22 protein-coding genes and 4 pseudogenes are annotated in these 23808 nt (G+C 36.9%); 8 read left to right on the plus strand and 18 right to left on the minus strand.

The window, feature by feature from the left end:
* Positions 1–32: 32 nt before the first annotated feature.
* The 16 genes and pseudogenes from Q5W13_RS11275 to Q5W13_RS11350 all read right to left on the minus strand — a co-directional run bounded on the left by Q5W13_RS11275 (position 33) and on the right by Q5W13_RS11350 (position 13705).
* Positions 33–377, minus strand: a complete 345-nt coding sequence (locus Q5W13_RS11275) for a hypothetical protein (RefSeq protein ID WP_304446370.1) — start codon at positions 375–377, stop codon at positions 33–35.
* A 66-nt stretch (positions 378–443) separates the two neighbouring features.
* Positions 444–1162 (minus strand): annotated as a pseudogene (gene ric, locus Q5W13_RS11280) (iron-sulfur cluster repair di-iron protein).
* Positions 1163–1226: 64 nt separating this feature from the next.
* Positions 1227–1661 carry an RrF2 family transcriptional regulator gene (locus Q5W13_RS11285; RefSeq protein ID WP_155594890.1) on the minus strand — a complete coding sequence of 145 codons (435 nt, stop codon included), beginning with the start codon at positions 1659–1661 and terminating at the stop codon, positions 1227–1229.
* 79 nt (positions 1662–1740) lie between these two features.
* A complete protein-coding gene (locus tag Q5W13_RS11290; RefSeq protein ID WP_304446371.1) occupies positions 1741–2136 on the minus strand; it encodes a group III truncated hemoglobin in 396 nt (131 codons plus the stop codon).
* A gap of 179 nt (positions 2137–2315) precedes the next feature.
* Positions 2316–3050, minus strand: coding sequence for a vanadium-dependent haloperoxidase (locus Q5W13_RS11295; RefSeq protein ID WP_304446372.1), 735 nt, complete (start codon positions 3048–3050; stop codon positions 2316–2318).
* A 37-nt stretch (positions 3051–3087) separates the two neighbouring features.
* Positions 3088–3768 carry a DUF6851 domain-containing protein gene (locus tag Q5W13_RS11300; RefSeq protein ID WP_304446373.1) on the minus strand — a complete coding sequence of 227 codons (681 nt, stop codon included), beginning with the start codon at positions 3766–3768 and terminating at the stop codon, positions 3088–3090.
* 66 nt (positions 3769–3834) lie between these two features.
* Positions 3835–4323: a GTP-binding protein gene (locus Q5W13_RS11305; protein ID WP_304446374.1), complete on the minus strand. Its 489-nt coding sequence runs from the start codon at positions 4321–4323 to the stop codon at positions 3835–3837.
* Between the two features lie 27 nt (positions 4324–4350).
* Positions 4351–5055 (minus strand): sulfite exporter TauE/SafE family protein, encoded by a 705-nt coding sequence (locus Q5W13_RS11310; protein WP_304446375.1) that lies wholly within the window; start codon positions 5053–5055, stop codon positions 4351–4353.
* A 7-nt stretch (positions 5056–5062) separates the two neighbouring features.
* Complete coding sequence (locus tag Q5W13_RS11315) at positions 5063–5509, minus strand: FixH family protein (RefSeq protein WP_304446376.1); 447 nt, start codon at positions 5507–5509, stop codon at positions 5063–5065.
* A 17-nt stretch (positions 5510–5526) separates the two neighbouring features.
* A pseudogene (gene ccoG / locus Q5W13_RS11320) lies at positions 5527–6946 on the minus strand (cytochrome c oxidase accessory protein CcoG).
* 46 nt (positions 6947–6992) lie between these two features.
* Positions 6993–7946, minus strand: a complete 954-nt coding sequence (locus Q5W13_RS11325; protein WP_155594884.1) for a cbb3-type cytochrome c oxidase N-terminal domain-containing protein — start codon at positions 7944–7946, stop codon at positions 6993–6995.
* A complete protein-coding gene (locus Q5W13_RS11330) occupies positions 7943–8134 on the minus strand; it encodes a CcoQ/FixQ family Cbb3-type cytochrome c oxidase assembly chaperone (protein ID WP_155594883.1) in 192 nt (63 codons plus the stop codon). Before Q5W13_RS11330 ends, Q5W13_RS11325 begins: the two co-directional genes overlap by 4 nt.
* 12 nt (positions 8135–8146) lie before the next feature.
* Positions 8147–10343: pseudogene (gene ccoN / locus Q5W13_RS11335) on the minus strand (cytochrome-c oxidase, cbb3-type subunit I).
* 2 nt (positions 10344–10345) lie between these two features.
* Positions 10346–10555, minus strand: a complete 210-nt coding sequence (gene ccoS, locus Q5W13_RS11340) for a cbb3-type cytochrome oxidase assembly protein CcoS (protein WP_155594881.1) — start codon at positions 10553–10555, stop codon at positions 10346–10348.
* Positions 10556–10727: 172 nt separating this feature from the next.
* The gene (locus Q5W13_RS11345; RefSeq protein ID WP_155594880.1) at positions 10728–11195 is read right to left on the minus strand and encodes a DoxX family membrane protein; all 468 of its coding nucleotides are present in this window, start codon (positions 11193–11195) and stop codon (positions 10728–10730) included.
* A 113-nt stretch (positions 11196–11308) separates the two neighbouring features.
* Positions 11309–13705: a heavy metal translocating P-type ATPase gene (locus tag Q5W13_RS11350; protein ID WP_304446377.1), complete on the minus strand. Its 2397-nt coding sequence runs from the start codon at positions 13703–13705 to the stop codon at positions 11309–11311.
* Between the two features lie 122 nt (positions 13706–13827).
* On the opposite strand from Q5W13_RS11350, the gene Q5W13_RS11355 reads away from it, so the two are divergent.
* From Q5W13_RS11355 to Q5W13_RS11365, 3 genes are all read left to right on the plus strand, one after another.
* Complete coding sequence (locus Q5W13_RS11355) at positions 13828–14517, plus strand: Crp/Fnr family transcriptional regulator (protein WP_194552166.1); 690 nt, start codon at positions 13828–13830, stop codon at positions 14515–14517.
* Positions 14518–14606: 89 nt separating this feature from the next.
* Positions 14607–15545 carry a universal stress protein gene (locus Q5W13_RS11360; RefSeq protein ID WP_304446378.1) on the plus strand — a complete coding sequence of 313 codons (939 nt, stop codon included), beginning with the start codon at positions 14607–14609 and terminating at the stop codon, positions 15543–15545.
* A gap of 91 nt (positions 15546–15636) precedes the next feature.
* Complete coding sequence (locus tag Q5W13_RS11365; RefSeq protein ID WP_304446379.1) at positions 15637–16914, plus strand: NAD(P)/FAD-dependent oxidoreductase; 1278 nt, start codon at positions 15637–15639, stop codon at positions 16912–16914.
* A 246-nt stretch (positions 16915–17160) separates the two neighbouring features.
* Here Q5W13_RS11365 and Q5W13_RS11370 read toward each other — a convergent pair whose 3' ends face one another.
* Positions 17161–17286, minus strand: coding sequence for a hypothetical protein (locus Q5W13_RS11370; protein ID WP_262886074.1), 126 nt, complete (start codon positions 17284–17286; stop codon positions 17161–17163).
* Between the two features lie 278 nt (positions 17287–17564).
* On the opposite strand from Q5W13_RS11370, the pseudogene Q5W13_RS11375 reads away from it, so the two are divergent.
* Together Q5W13_RS11375 and Q5W13_RS11380 are read left to right on the plus strand one after the other, a co-directional pair.
* A pseudogene (locus Q5W13_RS11375) lies at positions 17565–18723 on the plus strand (homogentisate 1,2-dioxygenase).
* Positions 18724–18770: 47 nt separating this feature from the next.
* The gene (locus Q5W13_RS11380; RefSeq protein ID WP_162524433.1) at positions 18771–19325 is read left to right on the plus strand and encodes a nitroreductase family protein; all 555 of its coding nucleotides are present in this window, start codon (positions 18771–18773) and stop codon (positions 19323–19325) included.
* Between the two features lie 90 nt (positions 19326–19415).
* Here Q5W13_RS11380 and Q5W13_RS11385 read toward each other — a convergent pair whose 3' ends face one another.
* Positions 19416–19931 carry a DUF456 domain-containing protein gene (locus Q5W13_RS11385; protein ID WP_304446380.1) on the minus strand — a complete coding sequence of 172 codons (516 nt, stop codon included), beginning with the start codon at positions 19929–19931 and terminating at the stop codon, positions 19416–19418.
* A 212-nt stretch (positions 19932–20143) separates the two neighbouring features.
* Here Q5W13_RS11385 and Q5W13_RS11390 point away from each other — a divergent pair, with 212 nt between their 5' ends.
* The 3 genes from Q5W13_RS11390 to Q5W13_RS11400 are packed head-to-tail and all read left to right on the plus strand — an operon-like array spanning position 20144 to position 23654.
* The gene (locus Q5W13_RS11390) at positions 20144–20515 is read left to right on the plus strand and encodes a BlaI/MecI/CopY family transcriptional regulator (RefSeq protein ID WP_304446381.1); all 372 of its coding nucleotides are present in this window, start codon (positions 20144–20146) and stop codon (positions 20513–20515) included.
* A gap of 28 nt (positions 20516–20543) precedes the next feature.
* Positions 20544–22511, plus strand: a complete 1968-nt coding sequence (locus Q5W13_RS11395; protein WP_304446382.1) for a M56 family metallopeptidase — start codon at positions 20544–20546, stop codon at positions 22509–22511.
* A gap of 3 nt (positions 22512–22514) precedes the next feature.
* A complete protein-coding gene (locus Q5W13_RS11400; protein WP_304446383.1) occupies positions 22515–23654 on the plus strand; it encodes a tetratricopeptide repeat protein in 1140 nt (379 codons plus the stop codon).
* The last annotated feature ends 154 nt before the right edge of the window (positions 23655–23808 follow it).

Here is a 23808-nt window from a genome sequence, read left to right on the forward strand (position 1 = left end):
GGATATAGGTCTGGTTTTATAATAGAAGAATGCTAAAGAATGTTCGCAATAATAATAGAACAACTAAAGACCAAACTTACTAATAGCATATTAAAAGTTGTTTTAGATTTCAATTGTGCAAGTACTGCAGCATTGTATCCCATACATAAGATGGTTACAAAAAAGAGCAATACCATTTTTGAAAGGTCATGTAGGTTACTCATCAATAACACCATTGCGGCAGCAGAACCTATGCAGCTTTGCGCTATTATAGCAATAGTGGAATAACCGGTCTGTTGTCTGGTAAACTCACCAAGTAGATTGTTGTATACTTTGGCTATACCAGTACTTCTCTGTTGTTTTTCAGAATAACTTAAAGGTAACGATGGTGTCCTCATGATTATCAATTTTAGAAATTAATACTTGAACTTTTATAAGCAGATTTAGTAAGTGCGAATTACACTTTACGCAACTGCAGTTAATTCTTTTTCTAACGCACTGGCCTTTGTAAAGAGAATATTGTTCTCTAAGTGAATGTGACGGTGCAGGTCGTCTTCAAATTCTTGTAATAACGCGTACGTAACTTTGTAGGTAGAACAGGCGTCAGCAGGCGGCGTGTAATCATTGCTCAGTTTTGCAATGGTTCTAAAACGAACCCCTTCGTTATCATGCTCATCCATCATAGTACTAATTGGGTTTGCTACTGAGCCAAAACCATAATGCTCAAATCTTTTCCGGATTGGTTTGCTTCAACCATCTTTCTAACAAAAGGGAAGAGTATCAATTCTTCTTTTTTCATATGCGAGGCCAGTTCGCCGGCAGATGCATTAAAAAGTTCTTTGATTTCAAAAAGCTCAGGATGCTTTTCGCCATGTACGCGGCATAGTTTGTCAAGGTATTGTTTCAGTACAGTACTTTGTTTTTCAACGTATCTGTGGTGTTTTTTTTCAATATAATCAACAAGAAGGTCCAATGGCCAAGATTTAAAATCAATGTTATCGGCACTGGTTTGTTCTGTAACCGCTTTTAGTTCTGAAGAAAGCATATCAACACTTAAATTGTTTTTAAGCGCAACCTCTTCAAGTGAACGGTTTCCTCGGCAACAAAAGTCAATTTTGTGGTTTTTAAAAACTTGTGCGGTTCGGTAATCTTTAGCTACAATTTCGCCTACTGTTTGTGTCATAATTTCTTTTTTATAGTTACTTCATTAAATAGGATAAAATTGTCCTATTTATATTCAAATTTTTTTACCTTCTCAAAGCTGTAAGCCCTTCCTCTAGACCAATGGTCATATCATAAAGGCTGGTATTTTCTAACATGTTTTTCAAATCACTCCGTATCTGAACAAATTTATCATGAACAGGGCAGGGTTCATTAGCATTACATTTTTTTAGACCAAGTCCACAACCCTCATATACGTTGTTGCCATCTATGGCAAATACTATTTGGGCAAGTTTTATCTGATTTATGTTTGCCTTTGTTATCTGAAAGCCGCCAGATGCACCTTTTACAGAATCTACAATATGATTTTTAGATAACTGTTGCAAAACTTTAGCGGTAAAAGCAACGGGAGAATCTATCTTCTCAGCAATTTCTTTTAAGCTCACCCGAGTACCTTCAAGCGATTTTAATGCTATGTAGGTTGATGCTCTTATTCCGTATTCACATGCTTTTGAAAACATTCAGTTTTGTTTTACGTTACAAAGATATATCCTTTATTTAATAAGATAAACATATCCGAGTTAAATTTTTCTATTTGTATTATGAAGTTCTACTTCTGTGTTGAAACATCTGCATAAATAGCATCGTACTCATTTTTTGTGCCCTGTTTTTGGCAATCCAAGCTTTATCACCTTCAAAAAGTTCGTCTATGGTTGCAAACCAATGATTAAGCCAAAGACCAAAATGCTCGGAGGTTATTGTTCCGTTGGTTTTGTCTTCTACTTCTTGATGGGCCGTTACGGGGTTACCTTGATATTTTCGTTTTAGAAAAAGTTGGGTCTCCCAAAAATCGGTCAATAATTTAAGATGTGCTTCCCAGTCGGTAATAATTCCATTAAAAATAGGACCAAGGATTTTATCTTCTCTTATTTTTCCATAGAAAGTTTCAACAAGTAGCTGTACGTCATCTCGAGTTTCAATTTCTTTTTTTTCCATCGTATCAAAAGTACACTATTGGCGTTAGTTTTTGAAGTGCTCGGTTTGTGCTGCAAATATCTAAAATAGAGGAGCTTTAGAATATGAACTATATCATGTTTTGCCAATTATTGGTATAAAAAAAGTGGAAAGAGAATCAAACTGATTCCCTTTCCACTTTTTAAATAGATATGATGTTTTTATTTACCTAAATGGTCGTTGTAAAATTCCCATGCTTGGGTAGCCACATCTCTACCTAATTGCAGGCCAGCTATATTGTCGGCCTGTATGTGGTAACCACCCATTACCCTAGACATACCCGCCATATTTGCCGTTTCAGTAAAAGTAGGGAAGTTTATAATTACCGGTTTTCCAAAATGAATGCTGTCATATTCTGTAAGGGAACCCGGTATAAGTTCTATGGATTCTCCAAAATACTCATCACCGGTAAAAAGACGAAGCACTTCTGCACAAGCCCCACTAATAGTACTGTGCCCAGAAGTGTAACTCGGGAATGGGGGACATAGAAAAATATCTGGAGAATATGGGCGCCATTCTTGCCCTTTCATTTCAACAATACCTTTGCTAGGACCTGCCCACGCCTTTATAGTTTTGTCTTTGTAGTATTCGTGAACCAGCGCATAAGGACGGGCGTAATCATAGAACATCTTAGAATCCCATGAAGCAATAAAAGCATCCATTGCAGTTATTTCCGTTAAAAAATACATTTTTACATCTTCGTCTAACGTATGGTTATCTCTGCGGGAAACATCTTGTGCGAACTTTAACCAGTGGCCAGCTTGCTGCACAGATTGTGGTCCGTCTCGCATGAATTCTACCAAAGCTATTTCTTCATCAGATAGGTTGGCCTGCAAATCAACCACCTCTTGAACTTCTTTTTTTAATTGCTCTGAACCTACTAAAGGTGGAGGCATGGTCTAAATTGGTCTGCCGTGGTTAATGTAATAGGAGCTACTTTTTGCCAGTAAGGGGTAAGACAATAGGAGCATATTGGCCACCTTTACCATCTGAAAAATACTTTGGTTGCCACCTATTGATGTCCGTATTCTCATCTGCTGAGTTTACCGGACTGTAGTTGGTATAATCAAAATATGCTTCTCCGTTAGAACCTTCAACCTCCCCATATTGATTGCTACCATCATTTTTTCTAGCTTCTATAGTAGCCATGGCAGCTAGGTTGCCCACACCTTCCGGCGTGTTCGGGTCTGTTGATGTATTGTCTGGGTCAAGACCTAAGTCCGCCATAAGTTTTCTGAACATTTCAGTATCGGAATAGTAGTATTCCTTCATCGCACCAAAAGCAGCATAGCTAATCGCAATTTCTTTATTTTTAAGATTCTGTTCACTCGCAGGTTTACGGTCTACACCTTTTAAATAAACTGGTATAGCAGTCTCATCATAAACGGACCATGCATCAAAAATTGAGATAAAAATTAGGCCAAGGTAACGTGAGGTTATTGTGGGTCTAGGCTTAAATTGCTCCGTGTCCGATGCTGTGGCATCCAATGCCATTTTTCCCCACTTGTAGGCAATATTTTCAACTCCTTTTGGTTCTTCTTGTTTTTTCTGGGCAAAAGACACGCCAGAAGATAATAACCCCATTATAAAGGTTAGTACTATGATACGTTTCATGTAATTGGTTATTAGGTTGTTGGTAACTTTCAAATATAGGAAAGACATTAAAACCTTTAAAATTTCTTACGTAAGAACTTTCATCATAAATCCATATAATTCTTCCATTTGTGGCTTTCCTTTTCGTTTACCGCTTCGTCCAAAAAAGTAAAGTACAAACCATACCACTACTATCATAGCCATTAGTCCTAGTTGCAAGTGGTAAGGTTTATTTAAAGATGCGCTTGAATACGCCCAAATTCCTATAATGATGAATAGGCATGCTACTGCAAAATGTATGAACATAAAGAAGGTCCATAGGGTAGGGTTAGGTCCAAATATGCCATGTACACGGCAGTTGGAAGCATCTAGTTCATCTATCTGCAAGTGGAGTTGAGGTGACCAGAAATGGTTGTTTTTTACGTCGAATTTAAGAAAGACATGTTCATCCATTCTTTTTACCAAAAAAGGAGCGTAACCAGCAGTTTCAAACTTTTTAAGAATGCTTTCACTATTTCCCGCAATATCCAATTGAAACCTTGGGCGAAGTACAATTTCGTTAGGTAACGGTTTCATAAGAATATTGTTTGTTGGCCGCAGCCGTTAATTATGGCATTCTATAGCGCTTGAAGCTATTTGTGTAACAGGTGCCGGTGATACGTAAGGGATACCCAATCCAAGACCTCTAAGGATAAAAAGTAGACCAATAATCACCACAAAAACAGGAATGGCTTTCTGTACTTTTTGACGTATACCCCCTTTTAATAAGTTACTAAAATAAATAGCAGCCGTCATTAAAGGCAAAGTTCCTAAACCAAATAACATCATATACAGGCTACCTTGTAAAGCATTGCCCATGGCAACGGCTCCAAAAAGTGCCATATAAACCAAGCCGCAAGGTAGAAATCCGTTTAGGAAACCAATCGTTAAAAAGGTATCCGGAGATTTTTTCTTCAATTCTTTACCTAGTTGGTTCTTAATTTTAGATATGACTTTGTAAATGGGTTTTGATAGGTTGTATTTGCTGAATGTTTTATAAGGAATTAATACAATTAGAATCATTAAAACTCCAATAGCTATAGAGAGTTTTTGCTGTGCACCAAAAATGGATAATCCCTTTCCGAGAAGACCAAATACGAGTCCGATGATACCATATGCCATTAACCGGCCAAAGTGATAAATAAATATCTGACCAAATTTTTTGACATTGTTAGAATGGTCTACCGGAAGCATAAAGGCAATAGGACCGCACATGCCAACGCAGTGCAAGCTTCCCATTAAGCCTAATATGACAGCAGATAGAATCATGGTCTTTTTAAAGAGTTATACTTTCTCTGTGTTGGAAGTTCTTCCCTTGGTGTTTCCAAGTTATTTTTATATCCCAACGACCATCCAACAAGCGTTTGTCAGGTATGAGCAAATGTGAATCGGATAGACTTATAGGTAAGTCAAAATCCAAGTGCTTATTGGACGGTCTGTATAGGGATACAATGCCTGACACATTTGTGTCTGCATATCCTTCAGGAAAGATAACTAGCAATCCTTCAGGTGTTTTTTTTAATTCTATTTTTTCATTGGAGTTAAGGGCATTTTGCTCTGCATCTATTTCATTTTGATAGCCAAGTTCTGCCTTGTAATACTCTTCAGTAACCAAATCATGATTGGCATCATGGCTTGTAGTCATTCGTATCACGAAGAACAGTATAAAACTGATGAAAATTCCAAATGCAATTACGATACCTGTACCCCAATTTATTTTCATAATCGTTTACTTAAATACTATTTATAACTACGTGGTGCCAAAAAGCGCGCCGTGGTGGTCTCTATTAATTTGTCATTACTGTAGACCCCAATTTTTAAGTTGTTCTTATCACCACTCAAGGCCGAAGCGTTGATTTCAATAAACAAGGTTCCTTCTTCCAAGGCTTCTGGTTGTACATCAAAATTATCGTTTCGTACTAATTTAATTTCTCCTTTAGGAGATATCAATTCAAAATGAACGTTCTCTACGGGCTTAGTGGTTTTGTTTAGTAATTTGTAAGTGAAGACATTACTAATAATGTTGCCTTCTTTATGTTCGTAAAGTTGATTATGGTAACCTCAAAATATTGGCTTCAAGGTCGTTTCTCAAGAACATCATACCTACAAGTACACCAGTTAAAATTACCAATACGGCAGTATATCCTTTTAAACGAGGCGTAAATTTGAACTTCTCCTTTTTTGTAATTTCATCTTCGCTGGCATAACGAATCAACCCTTTTGGAAGATCTACTTTTTCCATTATAGAATCGCACTCATCTATACAGGCAGTACAGTTTACGCATTCTAACTGCGTTCCGTTTCTAATATCAATTCCCGTAGGGCAAACGTTTACACATTGGTTACAGTCAATACAATCACCATTTCCTAATGCCTCACGGTCTTCATTTTTACGCCATTTTTTTCTTCCGTTTTCGGCTTCACCCCTTACGTGGTCATAAGCAACAATAATAGACTGGTTGTCTAACAGCACACCTTGCATACGTCCGTAAGGACAGGCAATGATACAGACCTGTTCTCTAAATAAGGCGAATATAAAATAAAACACCCCTGTAAATATCAATAGAGATAACATGGTACTTAAGTGTTGGCTAGGACCATCCGTAACATACTGAATCAAGCGGTCGCTACCAATCAGGTAAGCCAAGAAAACATTAGCTATGATAAACGATATGATAAAAAAGATTATCCATTTTAGTACACGCTTACGAATCTTTTCTGCATTCCATTCTTGTCTGTCTAGTCGCATTTGAGCTCCACGATCACCATCTATCCAGTATTCTATTCTTCTGAAAACCATTTCCAAGAAAATGGTTTGAGGACACATCCATCCGCAGAAAATACGTCCAAAGGCAACGGTAAAAAGAGCAATGAAAACCACCCCAATAATCATTGAAATAACGAAAAGGTGAAAATCTTGCGGGTAAAACGGAAAACCAAAGATGTTAAAACGTCTTTCTAAGACATTGAACATCAAAAATTGGTTGCCGTTAATCTTTATAAAAGGAGACGCGATCAAGAAGGTAAGAAGAAAATAACTTACGTATTTGCGGTACTCATAAAGTTTACCGCTAGGCTTTTTTGGGTATACCCACGCCCGTTTTCCATCTTCCTTAATGGTGCCTATAGAATCCCTAAAATTTTCTTGATCTTGTGCCATTTCATTATGCTTTATCAGCTAACAGGGCAAACATGTCCCGTTTTATTCAGTTCATAGTAACCGATGTGGAATCTACTTCTTGTTCTGTACTAGATTCTATTGCAGGAACTGCCTGAGCAGGTGCGTCTGGGTCTACCCATAGATCACCGTCCGGAGCTTTTGGATTGGCTGGTGTAGTGCCTTGAAAACTCAAGACATAACTAGCAACCTGAGCAATTTCTGCAGGCTTTAAACTCTGTTTCCAAGCAATCATACCTTTACCATCACGACCACCTTCTGAAATAGTATGGAAAACATTTTTGATGCCTCCACCTAAGATCCAATTTTGGTCTGTAAGGTTAGGTCCAATACCACCACCACCATCTGCCATATGACAAGCAACACAGTTGCTTTCAAAAATGGTCTGGCCTGCTTTAAGATCTCCTGCATCTGTAAGTAGCTCTACCGTATTGGCATCAACAAGGCCTTTGGCGGTCTTTTTGTACTCCTCAATCTCTAATTGAGCGGCAGCTACTTCTTGCTCGTATTCTTGGTCTTGGTTGTAATCATTATATATTTCAAAACGAACTAAGTATACTACAGCGAACACAATGGAAGCATAGAATAAATATACCCACCATGGTGGTAAATTATTGTCTAACTCGCGAATACCATCATAGTCATGGTCAAGAATAATCTCGCCTTCTTTTTCAAGAGGTTTTGAACCAAGCATTTTTTCGTAAGCTTCCTCTCCCCATTTCCAATGTAAAGATTTGTTCTTTGCAGCTAGATAACGCTCTTGCGCTTCTTTAGAAAGAGTTTGATACATTACATTTTCTATAGCTCTTGTAATTATCGCAATGACGATAAGCAAGAATAGAACGAATACAAGGAATATTTGCACCATTGGAAATTTTATAAACGCAGGTATATCTCCTGAATCAACAACAAGTTCGGTTAAGCCGAATATTAAAAAGAAAACAAGTGGTATTTTGAACCACCAAGTTGATGTGTTTTTCATAGTTCTAGGTTTTGTTGGTTATCTTCTTCAAAAGGTAATTCGCTCACTTCTTTTATGTATGTTTTTGAGGCAGTAAAAACCCACCAGAATAACAATATGAAAAACACAAAGAAGATAAGTAGTGATATCATGGGGTAGGTTGCTACACCATCAATAGTTTCCATGTAACCTTTTACAAATTTGAACATGATATTTATTTTTTATTTTTCAGATATTATTTCGCCAGTCTCTTTGATTTTGATATCCGTACCTAAACGTTGTAGGTATGAAATTAAGGATACGATTTCTCGGTCTCTCATTTCTACGAATTCTTCACCATTTTCAGCAGCATAGGTTTTATCAGCTTCATAGTTTTTGGCAAAATCGGGATCTGAATATAAGTTCTTCTCGATTTGTTCAGCCTGAGCATCCATAAGGGCATCAGCATTGGCAATCTCTTCTTCAGTGTACGGTACACCTAAGGTTACCATAGCTTCCATTTTTGTTTTGATGTTGCTACGGTCATGCTTGTCACGTACCATCCAAGAATATGAAGGCATAATAGAACCAGATGATGTACTCTGAGGGTCATACATGTGGTTTAAGTGCCAGTTATCAGAATACTTTCCACCAACCCTAAGTAAATCTGGTCCTGTACGTTTACTTCCCCATAGGAATGGGTGGTCGTAAACGAATTCACCAGCTTTGGCATACTCACCATAACGTTCTACCTCACTTCTAAAAGGACGAACCATTTGTGAGTGGCAGCTAACACAACCTTCACGAATATAAAGGTCACGGCCTTCTAGTTCTAACGGAGTATAAGGCTTAACACTAGAAATGGTAGGTATGTTAGATTTTACCAAGAGAGTTGGTACAATCTGTATAAGACCTCCAATTAATATAGCTACAGTAGCTAAGATGGTCAATTGAATAGGCTTACGCTCTAACCAAGTATGGAAAGTTTCGCCAGCTGTTCTGTGTTTTGAAACACGGGTAAGAGGAGCAGCTTCTGCTAACTCATCTTCTATAGTACTACCAGATTTAATAGTACGAACTACGTTGTAGATCATAACCATGGCACCAACAATGTAAAGGCTACCACCAATGGCACGCATCCAGTACATAGGCATAATTTCGTGTACGGTTTCTAAGAAGTTACCATAAACCAATGTACCGTCTGGGTTAAATTCTTTCCACATTAATGCTTGGGTAAATCCAGCAACGTACATAGGTAAAGTATACAGAATAATACCCAAAGTACCGATCCAGAAATGGAAGTTTGCCAAGCCTATAGAGAACAATTTATTTTTGGTCATTCTAGGTACCAACCAATAAATCATACCAAATGTTAGGAAACCGTTCCAGCTAAAGCACCTACATGTACGTGAGCAATAATCCAGTCACTAAAGTGGGCAATAGCATTTACGTTTTTAAGCGAAAGTAAAGGACCTTCAAAAGTTGCCATACCGTAACCGGTAATTGCAACTACCATAAATTTTAAAACAGGGTCTGTACGAACTTTATCCCATGCACCACGTAAAGTAAGAAGTCCGTTAATCATACCACCCCAAGAAGGAGCTAAAAGCATAACTGAAAATGCAACACCTAAGTTTTGAGCCCAATCCGGTAAAGCGGAGTATAACAAGTGGTGAGGTCCAGCCCAGATATAAATAAAAATTAAGGACCAGAAGTGAACTATAGACAGTCTATAAGAATAAACCGGTCTGTTTGCTGCTTTAGGTACAAAGTAGTACATAAGGCCCAAGAACGGCGTAGTCAAGAAAAATGCAACTGCATTATGCCCATACCACCATTGTACCAATGCATCTTGAACACCTGCGTAAATAGAGTAACTTTTTAATGCGCTAACAGGAAGCCATAGGTTGTTGAAGATGTGTAGCACAGCTACAGTAACAAACGTTGCCAAATAAAACCAGATAGCTACATAAAGGTGACGCTGTCTTCTTTTTATCATGGTACCGATAAGGTTGGCGCCAAAAGCAACCCAAACCACGGCAATGGCTATATCTATAGGCCATTCAAGCTCTGCATATCTTTAGTACTGGTATACCCTAATGGAAGGGTAATAGCTGCCGCAACAATAATTGCCTGCCAGCCCCAAAAGTTGAACTTACTAAGAAAATCGCTATACATTCGCGCTTTTAGCAAACGTTGCGTGGAGTAATAAACCCCCGCGTAAATAGCATTTCCTACAAATGCAAAAATCACCGCATTGGTATGCAATGGGCGTAAACGACCAAAACTTAACCATGATATTCCATCGGTTAAGTTGGGGAACATGAACATTAAGGCTAAAAGTAAGCCTACAGACATACCCACAATACCCCAGAACATGGTTGCATAGAGGAAATTTTTCACGATTTTGTTATCGTAATAAAACTGCTGTACTTCCATAATTATACTTGTTTATTTAGTTGGATTTTCTCTTTTTCAAACTCTTTGGCGCTGGTTTTTTTAGTCTTAACCAGTTCGTCGTCAAAAAGCATGCGTACAGATGGAGTATACGAATCATCGTATTGACCGCTTTTCACCGAAACGATGAAAGCGATAAAGAATATGACCGCAATAACAATGCTTATGGTCAATAAAACAAAAATGACACTCATACCTACCTGAATTATGGCGTAAAACTACGGCGCGTCCTATCTATTTAATATGACTTTTGTCAGGTTTTAATAAATATCTTAAACTTTCTTAATATTTTATTGCAACCACCTGTTGTGTAAATATATACGCTATTGTTGCTTTTAGTAGGAAATAATGGAGAATAGTATTTTTTTAATCTGTGGAAGTGCTGTTAACCGCTGTCCTTTCTGCCTTTTTTGTATTCTGATAAAGAGAAATTAGGGCGGCAATTATAATCAAGTTTTTTATAACATACTGACCTAGAAGAGTTGGTGCAAATGGGCTGTAGGTAAAAGAGGCTTCGTTTAGGAGAAGTAAGGAAGAAAAAGTACAAACCATATGTAATAAGGTTACAATAATAGTTTGTTTTCTAAATAAGTCGAATAAAAGGAAAATACCAATACCTACCTCTAAAACGGCAAGCATAAAAATGGAAATATTAGGAGGAATCAAACCAAAAGTGAGTGAGGTGATGGTTTCTTTTGCCAATTCTTCGGCCGGACTAACATCATTAAAAAATTTAAGTGCGCCAAACCAGAGATAGACAATAGCTATTGAGATTTGTAAAAAGGAAATTTTTTTGAAATGTTCTGAAATCGATGAGAGACTAAAAGCTGGCATTTTACTTGAGAGGTAATTAGTGAGTTGTTGGTTTTACAAACGTAACTTTTTAAACGTACTGAATCCGTTTTTTAACTGTTAACTTTTGGTATTGAGCGTAGTGTCTTACAGACTCAGTCAATATTTCTTCCTAAGAAGTTGGTAGAGATGGTAGCAAAGGCAACTACGCTTATAGAACTCAAGGGCATTAAGATAGCAGCAATAACAGGTTCAAGTTGTCCGGTAACCGCAAAATAGAGGCCTATGACGTTATAGGTTAAGGATAAAAGAAAACTCAGTTTTATAATCTTCATCGCCTTTTTAGAGGCCAAGATATAGTTATTCAGCTGTTGAAACTTAGAGGCATCCATTATACCATCGCTAGCGGGTGAAAATACATTAATGTTCTCAGATATGGCAATGCCCACTTCTGCCTGCGCCAAAGCTCCGGCATCGTTAAGACCATCACCCACCATAAGTACCTTCTTGCCTTGTTCTTGTAAAGCCTTTATAAACTCCAGTTTATGCTGTGGTTTTTGATTGAAGTACAACGGAGTTAGTTTGGGTAACAATTTTTCTAAGCGAGACTTCTCTCCTTCGTTATCTCCCGATAAAATGGCTACATCAAAATTTTTGGACATATCCTTAAATACTTCGGAAACGCCATCTCGGTATTCATTATGAAAAATATACTTACCCTTATAGGAGTCGTTACTGCTAATATGTACCGATGTGTTAAGTGCATCTGAGACTTGATCATTACCTACAAAAGATGCTGAACCGGCTTTTATATGTTCGTCATCTTTTGACCCCTCTATACCTTTGCCAATATGTTCTTCGTATTCGTCTAGCGTAATAATATTTTGTTCGGACAAAAGACTGTAAAGCGTTCTACTTAATGGGTGGTTAGAACCACGTAGCGTATTTTTTAGCAAAGAAGCTTCGGCTTCCGTAAGGGGCATACCTTCATAGGTGGCAGTACTCTTTTTTGATGTGGTAATCGTACCTGTTTTGTCAAAAATAGCGGTGTCTATTTGCGCAAGCTGTTCTATGGTGCGCGTGTCTTTTAAATAAAACTTCTTTCGGCCAAAAATGCGTAACATGTTACCTAAAGTAAAGGGAGATGCTAAAGCAATGGCACAGGGACAGGCAATTATTAATACTGCCGTAAATACGTTCATGACTTTGCTAGGGTCATAATAAAGCCAAAAAGCGGCCGATAAGAAAGCAATACTGAGCACGGCAATCGTGAATCTCCGGCCAATACTATCGGTCAGGGTTTGGAACTTACTGGCTTTGTCTTCTTGAAAAATACTGTTTCCCCATAATTGGGTAAGGTAACTCTGTGAAACCGATTTTAAGGCTTCCATTTCAATGGCGCCCTGTAGTTGTTTTCCACCGGCAAAGACTTTCTCTCCGGATTCTTTTTTTACTGGTTCGGATTCGCCTGTAACAAAACTATAATCAATACGTGCTTGTCCGTTTATAAGAATACCATCAACCGGAATCAATTCTTCATTTCTAATGAGTAAGCGGTCTCCTCTTTTTATATCGTGTACTTGGGTGGTTTCTTCCTTCCCTTCTTTTGATATTCTAGTTATGGCAATCGGGAAATATGATTTGTAATCTCGTTCAAACGAAAGAAAGGAATAGGTTTTTTGCTGAAAGAACTTCCCTAAGAGCAAAAAGAACACCAATCCTGTTAAGGAGTCGAAAAAGCCACTTCCCCAATCAAAAGTAATTTCTAGTGTACTACGTACAAATAGCACCAAAATCCACAGGGCAATTGGCACATCAATATTTAATATTTTACTGCGAAGTCCTTTATAGGCGGATATGAAATAATCTCTGCCGGCATAAAAAATTACAGGCAATGAAAACAGGAACATTAGCCAATGAAAGACAGGTTCATATTTGTTGAGCCAGAATTCACCACCCGATGCATCGCTAGTAGAGAGGTCAAAATAATCTGGAAACGATAGGAACATGACATTGCCAAAAGCAAAACCAGCTACCCCAAGTTTGTAAATTAGGCTACGGTCTGCACTTTTCTTTTTATTATCAAAATCATCTAGGGATATATAAGGCTCATAGCCTATTCTTGCTAGTAGCAAAACCACTTCTTTTAATGAAATGGTTGCACTGTTGTATGTAATACGTACTGTTTTCTTTGGAAAATCTACCTGACCACTCTTTATAGATGGGTTTAACTTGTTCAGATTTTCCAGTACCCATATGCAAGAACTACAATGAATATGGGGTATGTAAAGGTTTATAATCTGTAAGTCCCCGTCATTGAATTCTATTAATTTTTCGGCAATTGGCGTTGAATCTAAAAAATCGTACCTTCCATCAAGAGTTTTTGGAGTTGCGCCGGCAGCAGACTGAATGTCGTAGTAGTAATCAAGGTCATTACCGGAAAAAATCTCATAAACGGTTTTACAACCATTACAACAAAATTTTTTGTCATCCAGAACTATGGCTTTTTTACCACAGTCGTCACCGCAATGAAAACAATTGTTAGAGTCCATTTAATCATTTGCTATACCTTGCACAAAGATGCTGGATATTAGTGTTTAAATATATGACAATTGTCAGGTTTATTATAGTTTGTGAACGGTACCTTTGTAGGGTTAGGTATAAAAAATAGGATATGAGCAGCAGATGTGAAAATTGCATTATAAGGCAATTCAATTCTTTACGAGCTATGAGTAAGGAAGAATTGAAGAAAGTCTCCGATTCCAAAATTTCTAAAACACTTAAAAAAGGCGAAGCTATCTTTAAAGAAGGTGAAAAGCTGGATGGTGTTTTTTGTGTTAGGGAAGGTGTCTCAAAGCTGTCTAAACTTAGTGAAAACGGCAAGAATCAAATTGTAAGATTAGCCAGTAAAGGAGAGGTTATGGGCCAACGTGCTGTAATTGCCGAAGAATCTACTAACCTAAGTGCAATTGCTGTAAGTGATATGGAGGTTTGTTTTATACCAAAAGAAATTATCTCTAATACTCTAGATACGAATCCTAATTTTGCTGTTGAAGTTTTACGTCATATGGCGCATGACCTTAGAGAGGCAGATGACGTTATTGTGAACATGTCCCAAAAGACGGTGAAACAAAGAATGGCTGAAGCTTTTTTATACCTTAAAAAGAATTATGGTGAGGATACGGATGGTTTCTTAACGCTTACTTTATCTAGAGAAGATTACTCCAACGTAGTAGGTACGGCTACCGAATCTTGTATTAGGATTATTTCTGAGTTCAAGAAAAAAGGATTAATCAAAACTTCTGGAAAGAAAATTGGTATTGCCGATGAGCGTAAGCTTTTAGATTTGATAGAAGGTTTTTGACTTTCCTCTTTTCAAAAAACTGATATTTATCATAGTTTAAACATAGTGTTGGTTCTACTTTTACATTGAAGATTTCAATAAAAAAGTAGATGAAAAATATACTGTTACCTACCGACTTTTCTGAGAATGCATGGAACGCTGCAAGCTATGCTGTAGAACTTTTTAAGAACGAAACCTGTACTTTTTACGTATTGAATACTTATACGCCCCACATTGCACATAGCCGTTTTATGGCTACAAACGTGAGCGGCGATATGATGGAGGATGCTGCGCGAACCCAATCCGAAGCAGGTCTTGCCAATCTCATTTCACGAATGCACACGGAATTCAACAACCCACAACATAAATTTACTGCTGTATCGTCCTTTTCTATGCTCGTAGATGAGGTAAAAGCAGTAATAGAGGAGTATGCAATAGATCTGGTTATCACGGGAACAAAGGGAGCTTCGGCAATAGATGAGGTTTTCATGGGTAGCAATACAGTGCGTATTATAAAAACGGTAAAGAAGTGCCCTGTACTTGCCGTTCCCCAAAATTTTAAATTTAAGACACCAGACGAAGTAGCTTTTGCCACAGATTTTAATAGATTTTATACGCAATCTGAACTCAAACCATTATTAGATATGGCCAAGACCTTTAATGCGGTTATAAGAATAGTACATGTGCAGCAGAAAATCACTGCATTAACGGAGCTTCAGAAGTTTAATTTAAGTATGCTACGCAAATATTTAAAAGGTGTAGAACATTACGTTCATACGGTTTCGGAACTGAATTCCATTTCTAAAACTTTAGAAATTTTTAGTAATGAATTAGATATTCATTTATTAGCCATGTTACATTACCAACATAGTTATATGGAAAATCTGACTCGTGAGTCTGTAGTGAAACGAATAGCTTTTCATACACAAATTCCTTTATTGGTTATCCCTGAATTGGGTATGAGCGGTTCTTCACAAAGTAAAAAGAGCAGAGTCTTTCTGCATCTGAGTAATACTGTTTCTTTTAAGCAAGAGAAGGTACTTTTCTAGTTTTTTCTATTGGGGCAATATTATTCGTGATATTTCTAATTATAAAAAATATACTGCGCTATATCTTCTTAATTTTGTGGAAAATTAAGTCATGAACCTTCCTAATACAGGTCAGAAAAGAATAGTAATTATTGGTGGCGGTTTTGCCGGAATATCATTAGCCAAAAAGCTTAGTAAAATAGATTTACAAGTCGTATTACTGGACAAGCATAACTACCATACCTTTCAACTACTCCTTTATCAGGTTTCTACTAGCGGCTTAGAACCGGACTCCATTGCATACCCTATACGTAAGGTGTTAAGGCATTTGGAGAATTTCTATTTTAGGCTAGCCAATGTTGAGCGTATTGAACCGGAACAGAAGGTAATTATAACGGACACGGGAAATATGGAATATGATTATTTGGTTTTGGCCACGGGTACAAAAACTAACTTTTTTGGGAATAAAGAGATTGCGCAACATGCCATGTCTATGAAAAGTGTGCCGCAAGCACTAGACATTAGAAGTTTAATGTTACAAAATTTTGAAAAAGCAGACGACTGCCAGGATCCAGAAGAGCGTAAGGCGTTACTTAATTTCTGTATTATTGGAGCGGGACCAACAGGTGTAGAGCTTGCTGGGGCATTTGCAGAATTAAAGAATAACGTTTTTCCTGAAGATTACCGACATCTGAATATAGATGAAATGGAAATCAACTTGTATGAGGGTGGTCCAAAAGTATTGCCGCCAATGAGTGAGCATGCAACTAAGAAAGCCATGGGATTTTTGGAAGAATTAGGGGTACGCGTTCATCTTAACGCCATTGCCAGTAATTATGATGGGGAACAGGTAACCTTAAAAGATGGAACCACCATACGCACTAAAAATTTTATTTGGACTGCAGGAGTTACCGGTGCGGCCATAGAGGGTTTTGCACCCCATATTTTGGTAGAACGTTTAAACCGTTATAAAGTAAACCGTTTTAGTCAGGTAGAAGGTTATGACTCGGTTTTTGCCATTGGGGATATTTCTTATATGGAAACTGAAGATTTCCCCAAAGGACACCCGCAGGTTGCGCAACCGGCAATTCAGCAAGGAGAGTTATTGGCCAAAAATTTAGAAAAGTTATTGGAGGGTAAAGAAATGAAACCTTTTACTTATGTAGATAAGGGAACCATGGCTACCATAGGAAGAAACAAAGCTGTTGCGGATATTAAAAAATTACAATTTGGAGGTTTCTTTGCTTGGTTTATCTGGATGTTCGTTCACTTAATGGCGCTGGTAGGGTTTAGAAATAAGGTCATTGTATTTTTTAACTGGGCATACAATTATATCAATTATGATAAAGCCGCTCGCCTTATTTTAAGAAGGTTTAATCCAAAGGCATAGTTTAGCCGTAGAGATAGCAATTATTTAAAATCCTTTAGTATATTTGTCCTGTTGTGTTGTAACCCAAAACCTGTATAGGTTTGGGCCAATGAAAGGCTTTCCATGTTGGAAGGCTTTTTTTATGCCCAATGGTTTCTACACGGCTGTAAAAACCAAGAATGGCACATGATATAGGGAAAGATATAATTGTAGGTTTAGTTACGATTTGTCGTAACGTAATTACATCAACTTAAATTAAATTCTGAACTAGACTTTTTGAAGTTGACGATCAACCACATTTGGTTTGTCATGTTCCGGCGTTCTTCGGTCTTGGATTGACATCCACGCCTTTTTAGCTTTCTCTGCTTTTACCTGATGATGTGTTCTATTCATGATACAAGGTATTAATTTTTACTTTCAATACTATTTTAGAACTGGTCATGGGTTTTACTAATGTCCAGTTTTATGTAGCTCATTTTCATAAACTTAACTACGATGCAAACTTACATCAAATAGATTTCTTTTCATCGATCAAATGCGTTACTATAACGTTTTTTTCATTTTAAGAAATTTGCGTTCTTGGGATGATTTCATCCGTTTATAAAAAGGGTGAAATATGCGATATCGATAAAAAAACCGTAATTTTAAACAAGATTTTTAAAGAAAATTACATGCCTTTATATCACAAGCTGGGAAAATTTCCACAAAAGAGACATACCACTTTCAAAAAGGAAGATGGCACCTTACATTATGAACAATTGTTCGGTACTATTGGTTTTGATGGAATGTCTTCTTTGCTCTATCATTTACATAGGCCTACGCAAGTAAAAGAAGTGGGTAAGACGTTAGATGTTGCGCCTAGGGCCGCTGTGGAATACAATATAAAATCTAGGTTACTTCAAGGTTTTCAAGTAAAGCCTGAAGATGATTATTTGGAAAGTCGTAAAACCATGCTTTTCAATAATGATGTGCATGTAGGGCTCGCTGCTCCAAGGAAATCCCTAACAGATTATTTTTATAAAAATACAGATGCAGATGAGCTTTTGTTTGTTCACAAAGGTTCTGGTACGTTAAAGACCATTTTAGGTGAAATTCCTTTTGAATATGGCGATTATTTGGTAATTCCCAGAGGAATCATATATCAGATTGAATTTGATACAGAAGACAATCGTTTATTGATTACCGAAAGCTATCATCCTATATATACGCCAAAAAGATACCGTAACTATTTTGGTCAACATTTGGAGCATTCACCTTTTTGTGAGCGAGATTTTAAATTGCCACAAAATCTACAGACTCATGATGAAAAAGGCGAGTTTTTAATCAAAGTAAAGAAGCAAGGACAACTGCACCATATGACTTATGCCACGCATCCTTTTGATATTGTAGGTTGGGATGGATATAATTTTCCCTATGGCTTTTCTATTCATAATTTTGAACCCATAACGGGGCGTGTTCATCAACCGCCACCAGTGCACCAGACGTTTGAAACTAGTGCCTTTGTGGTGTGTTCGTTCTGTCCTAGATTGTATGACTACCATCCGCAGGCTATTCCTGCACCTTACAATCATTCTAACATAGATTCTGATGAGGTACTTTATTACGTAGATGGAGATTTTATGAGTCGAAAAGGTGTTGATGAAGGGAGTATTTCTTTACATCCTGCTGGTATTCCTCATGGTCCGCACTACAGGAACATACGAAGCTAGCATAGGTAAAACTAAAACTGAAGAACTAGCTGTAATGATTGATACCTTTAAGCCGTTGAAATTAACCCAACAGGCAATGGATATTGATGATGGTAAGTATTATAAAAGCTGGTTAGAGTAATTTATTTGTACTTGAAACTGAATTAGAAATTAAACAAAATAGAATAAGTGATTTTTGACCTTATAAAAAATAGACGATCTGTTTTTCCGGCCCAGTATAATGATAAGCCTATAGCTAAAGCAGATATTGAAAAAATATTAGAAGCTGCTAATTGGGCACCTACGCATAAGAAAACCGAACCATGGAGGTTTAGAGTTTTACAAGGGGAGTCTCAAGAGAAATTAGGATTGTTTCTTTCTTTAAAGTACTTAGAAAATGAACCGAATCCAAAGGAGTTCAAAGCCAAAAAACTGATTGAAAATCCAAAACGTGCAGGGGCTATTATTGCCATTTGTATGCAAAGAGATCCAGCGCAAAGTATTCCTGAATGGGAAGAAGTGGCCGCTACAGCTATGGCTGTTCAGAATATGTGGTTATGCTGTACTGAAATGGGTATTGGTTCTTATTGGAGCTCACCGGGATTGGTAAAACACATGAATGATTTTTTTGAAATGAACGATGGTGAAGCCTGTTTAGGCTTTTTTTACATGGGGTATTCTGATGAAGAAATTCCTGAAGGCGTAAGAACGCCAATAGAAGATAAAGTAGTTTGGATGGACTAGAAATTGATGAGAATTTATTCAGCTTACTACTTAAAAACAAAAAAAACCTTGCTCCAAGAGCAAGGTTTTTTTTGTTCTATTTTATATGTACTAGCTTAAAAACGGAAACAATTCAAGTCGATAATTCCAAGCCTTAGAAATAAAAAGGCCTAAGTAGATTATGGCAATCAAGAATTTCATAAAAGTACCGGTCAAGAAGCCCAGAAACGATCCGAAAGCGGCTTTAGTAGCTGTTTGTCCATCGGCTTTATTCAATAATTCCCCTACCAATGCACCAACAAAAGGCCAAACTATAATACCAAAGGGGCCTAAAATAGGAAAGAATAGGGCAACCAACAGTCCTAGAGTGGTGCCGATAACTCCATATTTTGTTCCACCAAATTTCTTTGTTCCCATAGCAGGTATTACATAATCTAATCCAAAAACAACAAGAGCCAAAGCGGCAGTAATTCCTAAAAACCAACTGTCTGGTGGTACTGCCTTTGTGAGGTGTAATAATAAAAGACCAACCCAGCTAATAGGTGGTCCGGGGAGTATGGGCAAGAAGCTGCCTAAAATTCCGACGAGCATAAAAATGAAACCCAAAATAAGTAATACAATATCCATTTAGTCAATTTCCTGTTTGACGAAGATAAGTACATTTTGTTACATCTTTCTGGTCTGCCATCTGGTTGTTTTAATATTGTAATCTGATTGTTAGGATATTAGTAACATTGATGAAGAAACAAGCTGTTTTTATTTTTTTTTGAACTAAAATATTAGTTTAAACTAATGTTTTAGTTATATTTGTTTTGAGAATGAACTAAATACTTAGTTAAATGAAGCAGTTGACAAAGGCAGAGGAAGAAGTAATGCAGCAATTATGGCTACTAGAGAAATGTAATGTGGCAACAATAATAGAACAGTTGCCAGAGCCAAAACCAGCTTACAACACGGTTTCAACAATCGTTAGAATTTTAGAAAGCAAGGGTTTTGTAAATCATGAGAAGGAGGGTAAAGGGTATCTCTATTTTCCGCTTGTTAAGAAATCTGATTACAGCAATCAGAGCATTAATAAGCTGGTAGACGGATATTTTCAAGGATCTTTTAAAAGCATGGTCTCTTTCTTTATGAAGAAGAACGACATGAGCCTTACTGAATTAGAATCTATTTTAAAGGATATTAAAAAACCTGCCGAGCCCGAAGAGTAAATTAAAAGAATAATTAAAACAGATTTAGATGATACAGTACATCCTGGAGTGCATCGCTTTTCAACTTGTTTTTCTTGTTATTTATGATTTTTTCTTAAAACGAGAAACCTTTTTTCAATGGAATCGCTTTTATCTTTTAAGCACATTCATTGTATCACTGGTGTTGCCTTTGGTAAAGATTGAAGCGTTCAAAACTACGGTGGATCAGCCTTATGTTGAATATGGAGAGTCTCTGTGGGGTGTAAACACTGCTATTGTTGTAGGTGCTCAAGAGAATGCAGGATTAAATATATCATGGCAAATGGTCTTATTTGTATTAGGAGCATTGGTTTCTACATTGCTGTTGGTGTACAAGCTGCGCCAACTATATCTATTAAGGGCAAAAGGTGACAAGATTAGCTTTAAGGAATTCACCCAAATATTGGTACCTAATAGTAATATGGCTTTTTCTTTTTTCAAGTCTATTTTTATAGGGGATAAGGTTTCAAAAACGGATTATACCAATATTATAGCTCATGAATTGGTTCATATAAAGCAAGGCCACTCTTGGGATCTGCTCTTCTTTGAGCTCATGCGTATTATAGGTTGGTTTAATCCATTAGTTTACGTCTATCAAAGTAGAATTTCAGAATTGCACGAGTTCATCGCCGATGCAAAAGTGGCTAAACGGGATAAAAATGAACAATATCAATTGTTGCTTTCCCAAGTATTCCAAACTCAAAATATATCATTCATCAATCACTTTTTCAAATCATCATTAATCAAAAAACGAATCGTCATGCTACAAAAATCACAATCAAAATCGGTTTTCAAATTAAAGTATTTGACATTGTTGCCCTTACTGCTAGGCATGTTATTTTATACTTCATGTGAGAATAACAATAAAGTAGCTGAGGTTACAAATGAAGATGTCATAACAGTTAGTAGCGTTGAAAATCTATCTGAAGAAGAGGAAGCCAAAGTATATACAAGACTAAAGGCTTTAACAAATTCAGAAGAGGCATGGACTCTAAAGGTAGAAGACTTAGAAAACTCGATAAAATTTGAAAGTACTACTGAAAAAGTTTTTGTTTCGGGAATTGACAATGAACCAATTCAGGCTAAAATGACCATAACCAATACAAATGGTCGGTCAAAATCATTAAAGAACTTTATGCCTTCTGCAGGAGAACCTTACGATTGGAAGAAAGCCTACAAAGAAGATAATTTAGTGCCGTTTAAATATATTGATAAAGCACCAATTTCTCCGGGTTGTGAAAATGAAAATGATTTAAAAGCTTGTTTTCAGCAAAATATGCAGGAACATATTGGAAAGTATTTTAAATATCCGGATGAGGCTCAGAGACAGGGTATTCAAGGTAGGGTGAGTATTATGTTTACCATTGATGAAGATGGTTCAATTACTAATATTCGCAAAAGGGGTCCTCATGAATTATTAGAAAATGAAGCGGTTCGTATTATTGAAAAATTGCCACGTATGACACCGGGTACTTACGAGGGTAAAACCGTGAAGGTCCCATTTTCAATTCCTATATCTTTTAGATTAGAACAAGCAGGCTTCAATCCATTTGCAGCAGACACGGACTATGTGCAGATGCAACAGGAGCAAATAGCCAAATTGTCTGCTGAGGCACAAATGGCTTATGGAAATTCCGTGGCATTTAGAAATGTTGAAAACCCGCCTGTCTTTCCGGGTTGTGAAGATGCAGATGATAAGCTAGATTGCTTTAAAAAAAGTATGTATCAACATATATCTGAAAATTTCAGGTTTCCTCAAGACGCTCAGGAAAGAGGCATTCAAGGCAGGGTGAACGTTATTTTTTTAATGGATACAGATGGTAATGTTACCCATATCTCAACCAGAGGGCCTGATGAATCTTTGGAGAAAGAAGCAGAACGCATTATTTCTAAATTACCTAAAATGACCCCGGGTAAAAATAATGGAAAAGAGGTAAACGTACCTTATTCTATACCTATTACCTTTAAACTTAGATAAGATTTGAAAACCCTAATTTATATTTCTTTGCTTACTTTTTGTATTACGGCAGAAGGTCAAGCTACGACTTCAGCATTAGCGGATAGTCTATATGCTACAGGTAATTATACGAAAGCCGTAAACCAGTATGCTGGGGATGGTTCTATTACTTCTGCTTTGCAAATTGCAAGGGCCTATAACGCTATTGGTAATTATGAAAAAGCCATAGCACAGTATGAAAATGTGTTGTCTCAGGATGCATTGCTTCAAATAGCAAGGTTTGAATTGGGGAAGCTCTATCTAAAAACCAAAGACCTTAAAAGTGCAGAAAAACTTTTTGTAGATCTTACCAATGTTACAAATGACAATGCTGAATATCATTTTTATTTGGGTGAGACTTTTCGTGAGAAAAAGGAGAGTGAGCATAGTTTGGTGCCCTATAAAACTGCTGTAATAATAGATAGTACTCATTTAAGAAGTTTGTTTCAATTGGGAAAGTACTATGTTGCCCAGAGAGAAAAGGATTCGGCACTAACTTTCATAGACAGAGGACTTCGCTTCTATGAAAATGATGTAGCACTGATAAACTTAAAAGCACTGGCCTATTATAACAACGATGAGTACGTTAAAGCGTCTCCTTATTTTGAAAAGCTAATAGAATTGGGCGAGCACAAAGAGTATATCTACGAGAAATTGGGCTATTGTTACTTTAAAGATTGGGAGTTTGATAAGGCAAAAACAAACTATAGAAAAGTTCTGGAATTGAATGATGAAAATGCCGATGCCTATTTTAATTTAGGACAGGTGTTTTGGAAGGACAGAAAAATAGATAGTGCCCAATATTATATTAAAGAATCTATTGTAATTCAAAAGCCATTTCTGTTAAAAGAGTATGTTGCTTTAGCAGGAATCGCCAGAGATAAAGAAGATATTAAAACGGCTTTAAAATACTATAAACTAGCTCACCAAGAAGACCCTGAGGATGCACTGGTTTATCATAATGTCTGTACAGTGGCCGATCAGTATTACAAAGACCCCAAAATTAAATTAACGTACTACAAAAAATTTAACGAGCGTTTCGGTAAGAAAAATGACTACATGGCAAAAATTGTAAGCAAGCGGATTTCCGAATTAAAAGAGGAAATTCATTACGATGTAAAATAATTCATCTCCGTTTTCAAATTCGCTTTTTTTGATAAAAAACAGCTCTTTTGAGGTGTTTTCCTTTTGCTAATAAGGATATATAGCAGAAACCTCCACAAAAAATTGTAATTTCAGCCTACAATTAAGGGCAATGCGAAACCTCACAATTTTATGT

The organism is Zobellia laminariae (genome assembly GCF_030553095.1).
GTDB classification, from domain to species: Bacteria; Bacteroidota; Bacteroidia; order Flavobacteriales; family Flavobacteriaceae; genus Zobellia; species Zobellia laminariae.

Coding starts and splice junctions, on each gene's coding strand:
- Q5W13_RS11275 (WP_304446370.1), bottom strand. CDS start 377: ATGAGGACACCATCGTTACCTTTAAGTTATTCTGAAAAACAACAGAGA.
- Q5W13_RS11390 (WP_304446381.1), top strand. CDS start 20,144: ATGAAGCAGTTGACAAAGGCAGAGGAAGAAGTAATGCAGCAATTATGG.
- Q5W13_RS11325 (WP_155594884.1), bottom strand. CDS start 7,946: ATGAAAAACACATCAACTTGGTGGTTCAAAATACCACTTGTTTTCTTT.
- Q5W13_RS11395 (WP_304446382.1), top strand. CDS start 20,544: ATGATACAGTACATCCTGGAGTGCATCGCTTTTCAACTTGTTTTTCTT.
- Q5W13_RS11355 (WP_194552166.1), top strand. CDS start 13,828: ATGAGCAGCAGATGTGAAAATTGCATTATAAGGCAATTCAATTCTTTA.
- Q5W13_RS11295 (WP_304446372.1), bottom strand. CDS start 3,050: ATGCCTCCACCTTTAGTAGGTTCAGAGCAATTAAAAAAAGAAGTTCAA.
- Q5W13_RS11385 (WP_304446380.1), bottom strand. CDS start 19,931: ATGGATATTGTATTACTTATTTTGGGTTTCATTTTTATGCTCGTCGGA.
- Q5W13_RS11370 (WP_262886074.1), bottom strand. CDS start 17,286: ATGAATAGAACACATCATCAGGTAAAAGCAGAGAAAGCTAAAAAGGCG.
- Q5W13_RS11285 (WP_155594890.1), bottom strand. CDS start 1,661: ATGTTTTCAAAAGCATGTGAATACGGAATAAGAGCATCAACCTACATA.
- Q5W13_RS11305 (WP_304446374.1), bottom strand. CDS start 4,323: ATGAAACCGTTACCTAACGAAATTGTACTTCGCCCAAGGTTTCAATTG.
- Q5W13_RS11360 (WP_304446378.1), top strand. CDS start 14,607: ATGAAAAATATACTGTTACCTACCGACTTTTCTGAGAATGCATGGAAC.
- Q5W13_RS11345 (WP_155594880.1), bottom strand. CDS start 11,195: ATGCCAGCTTTTAGTCTCTCATCGATTTCAGAACATTTCAAAAAAATT.
- Q5W13_RS11310 (WP_304446375.1), bottom strand. CDS start 5,055: ATGATTCTATCTGCTGTCATATTAGGCTTAATGGGAAGCTTGCACTGC.
- Q5W13_RS11315 (WP_304446376.1), bottom strand. CDS start 5,509: ATGAAAATAAATTGGGGTACAGGTATCGTAATTGCATTTGGAATTTTC.
- Q5W13_RS11300 (WP_304446373.1), bottom strand. CDS start 3,768: ATGAAACGTATCATAGTACTAACCTTTATAATGGGGTTATTATCTTCT.
- ccoS (WP_155594881.1), bottom strand. CDS start 10,555: ATGAGTGTCATTTTTGTTTTATTGACCATAAGCATTGTTATTGCGGTC.
- Q5W13_RS11290 (WP_304446371.1), bottom strand. CDS start 2,136: ATGGAAAAAAAAGAAATTGAAACTCGAGATGACGTACAGCTACTTGTT.
- Q5W13_RS11350 (WP_304446377.1), bottom strand. CDS start 13,705: ATGGACTCTAACAATTGTTTTCATTGCGGTGACGACTGTGGTAAAAAA.
- Q5W13_RS11365 (WP_304446379.1), top strand. CDS start 15,637: ATGAACCTTCCTAATACAGGTCAGAAAAGAATAGTAATTATTGGTGGC.
- Q5W13_RS11330 (WP_155594883.1), bottom strand. CDS start 8,134: ATGTTCAAATTTGTAAAAGGTTACATGGAAACTATTGATGGTGTAGCA.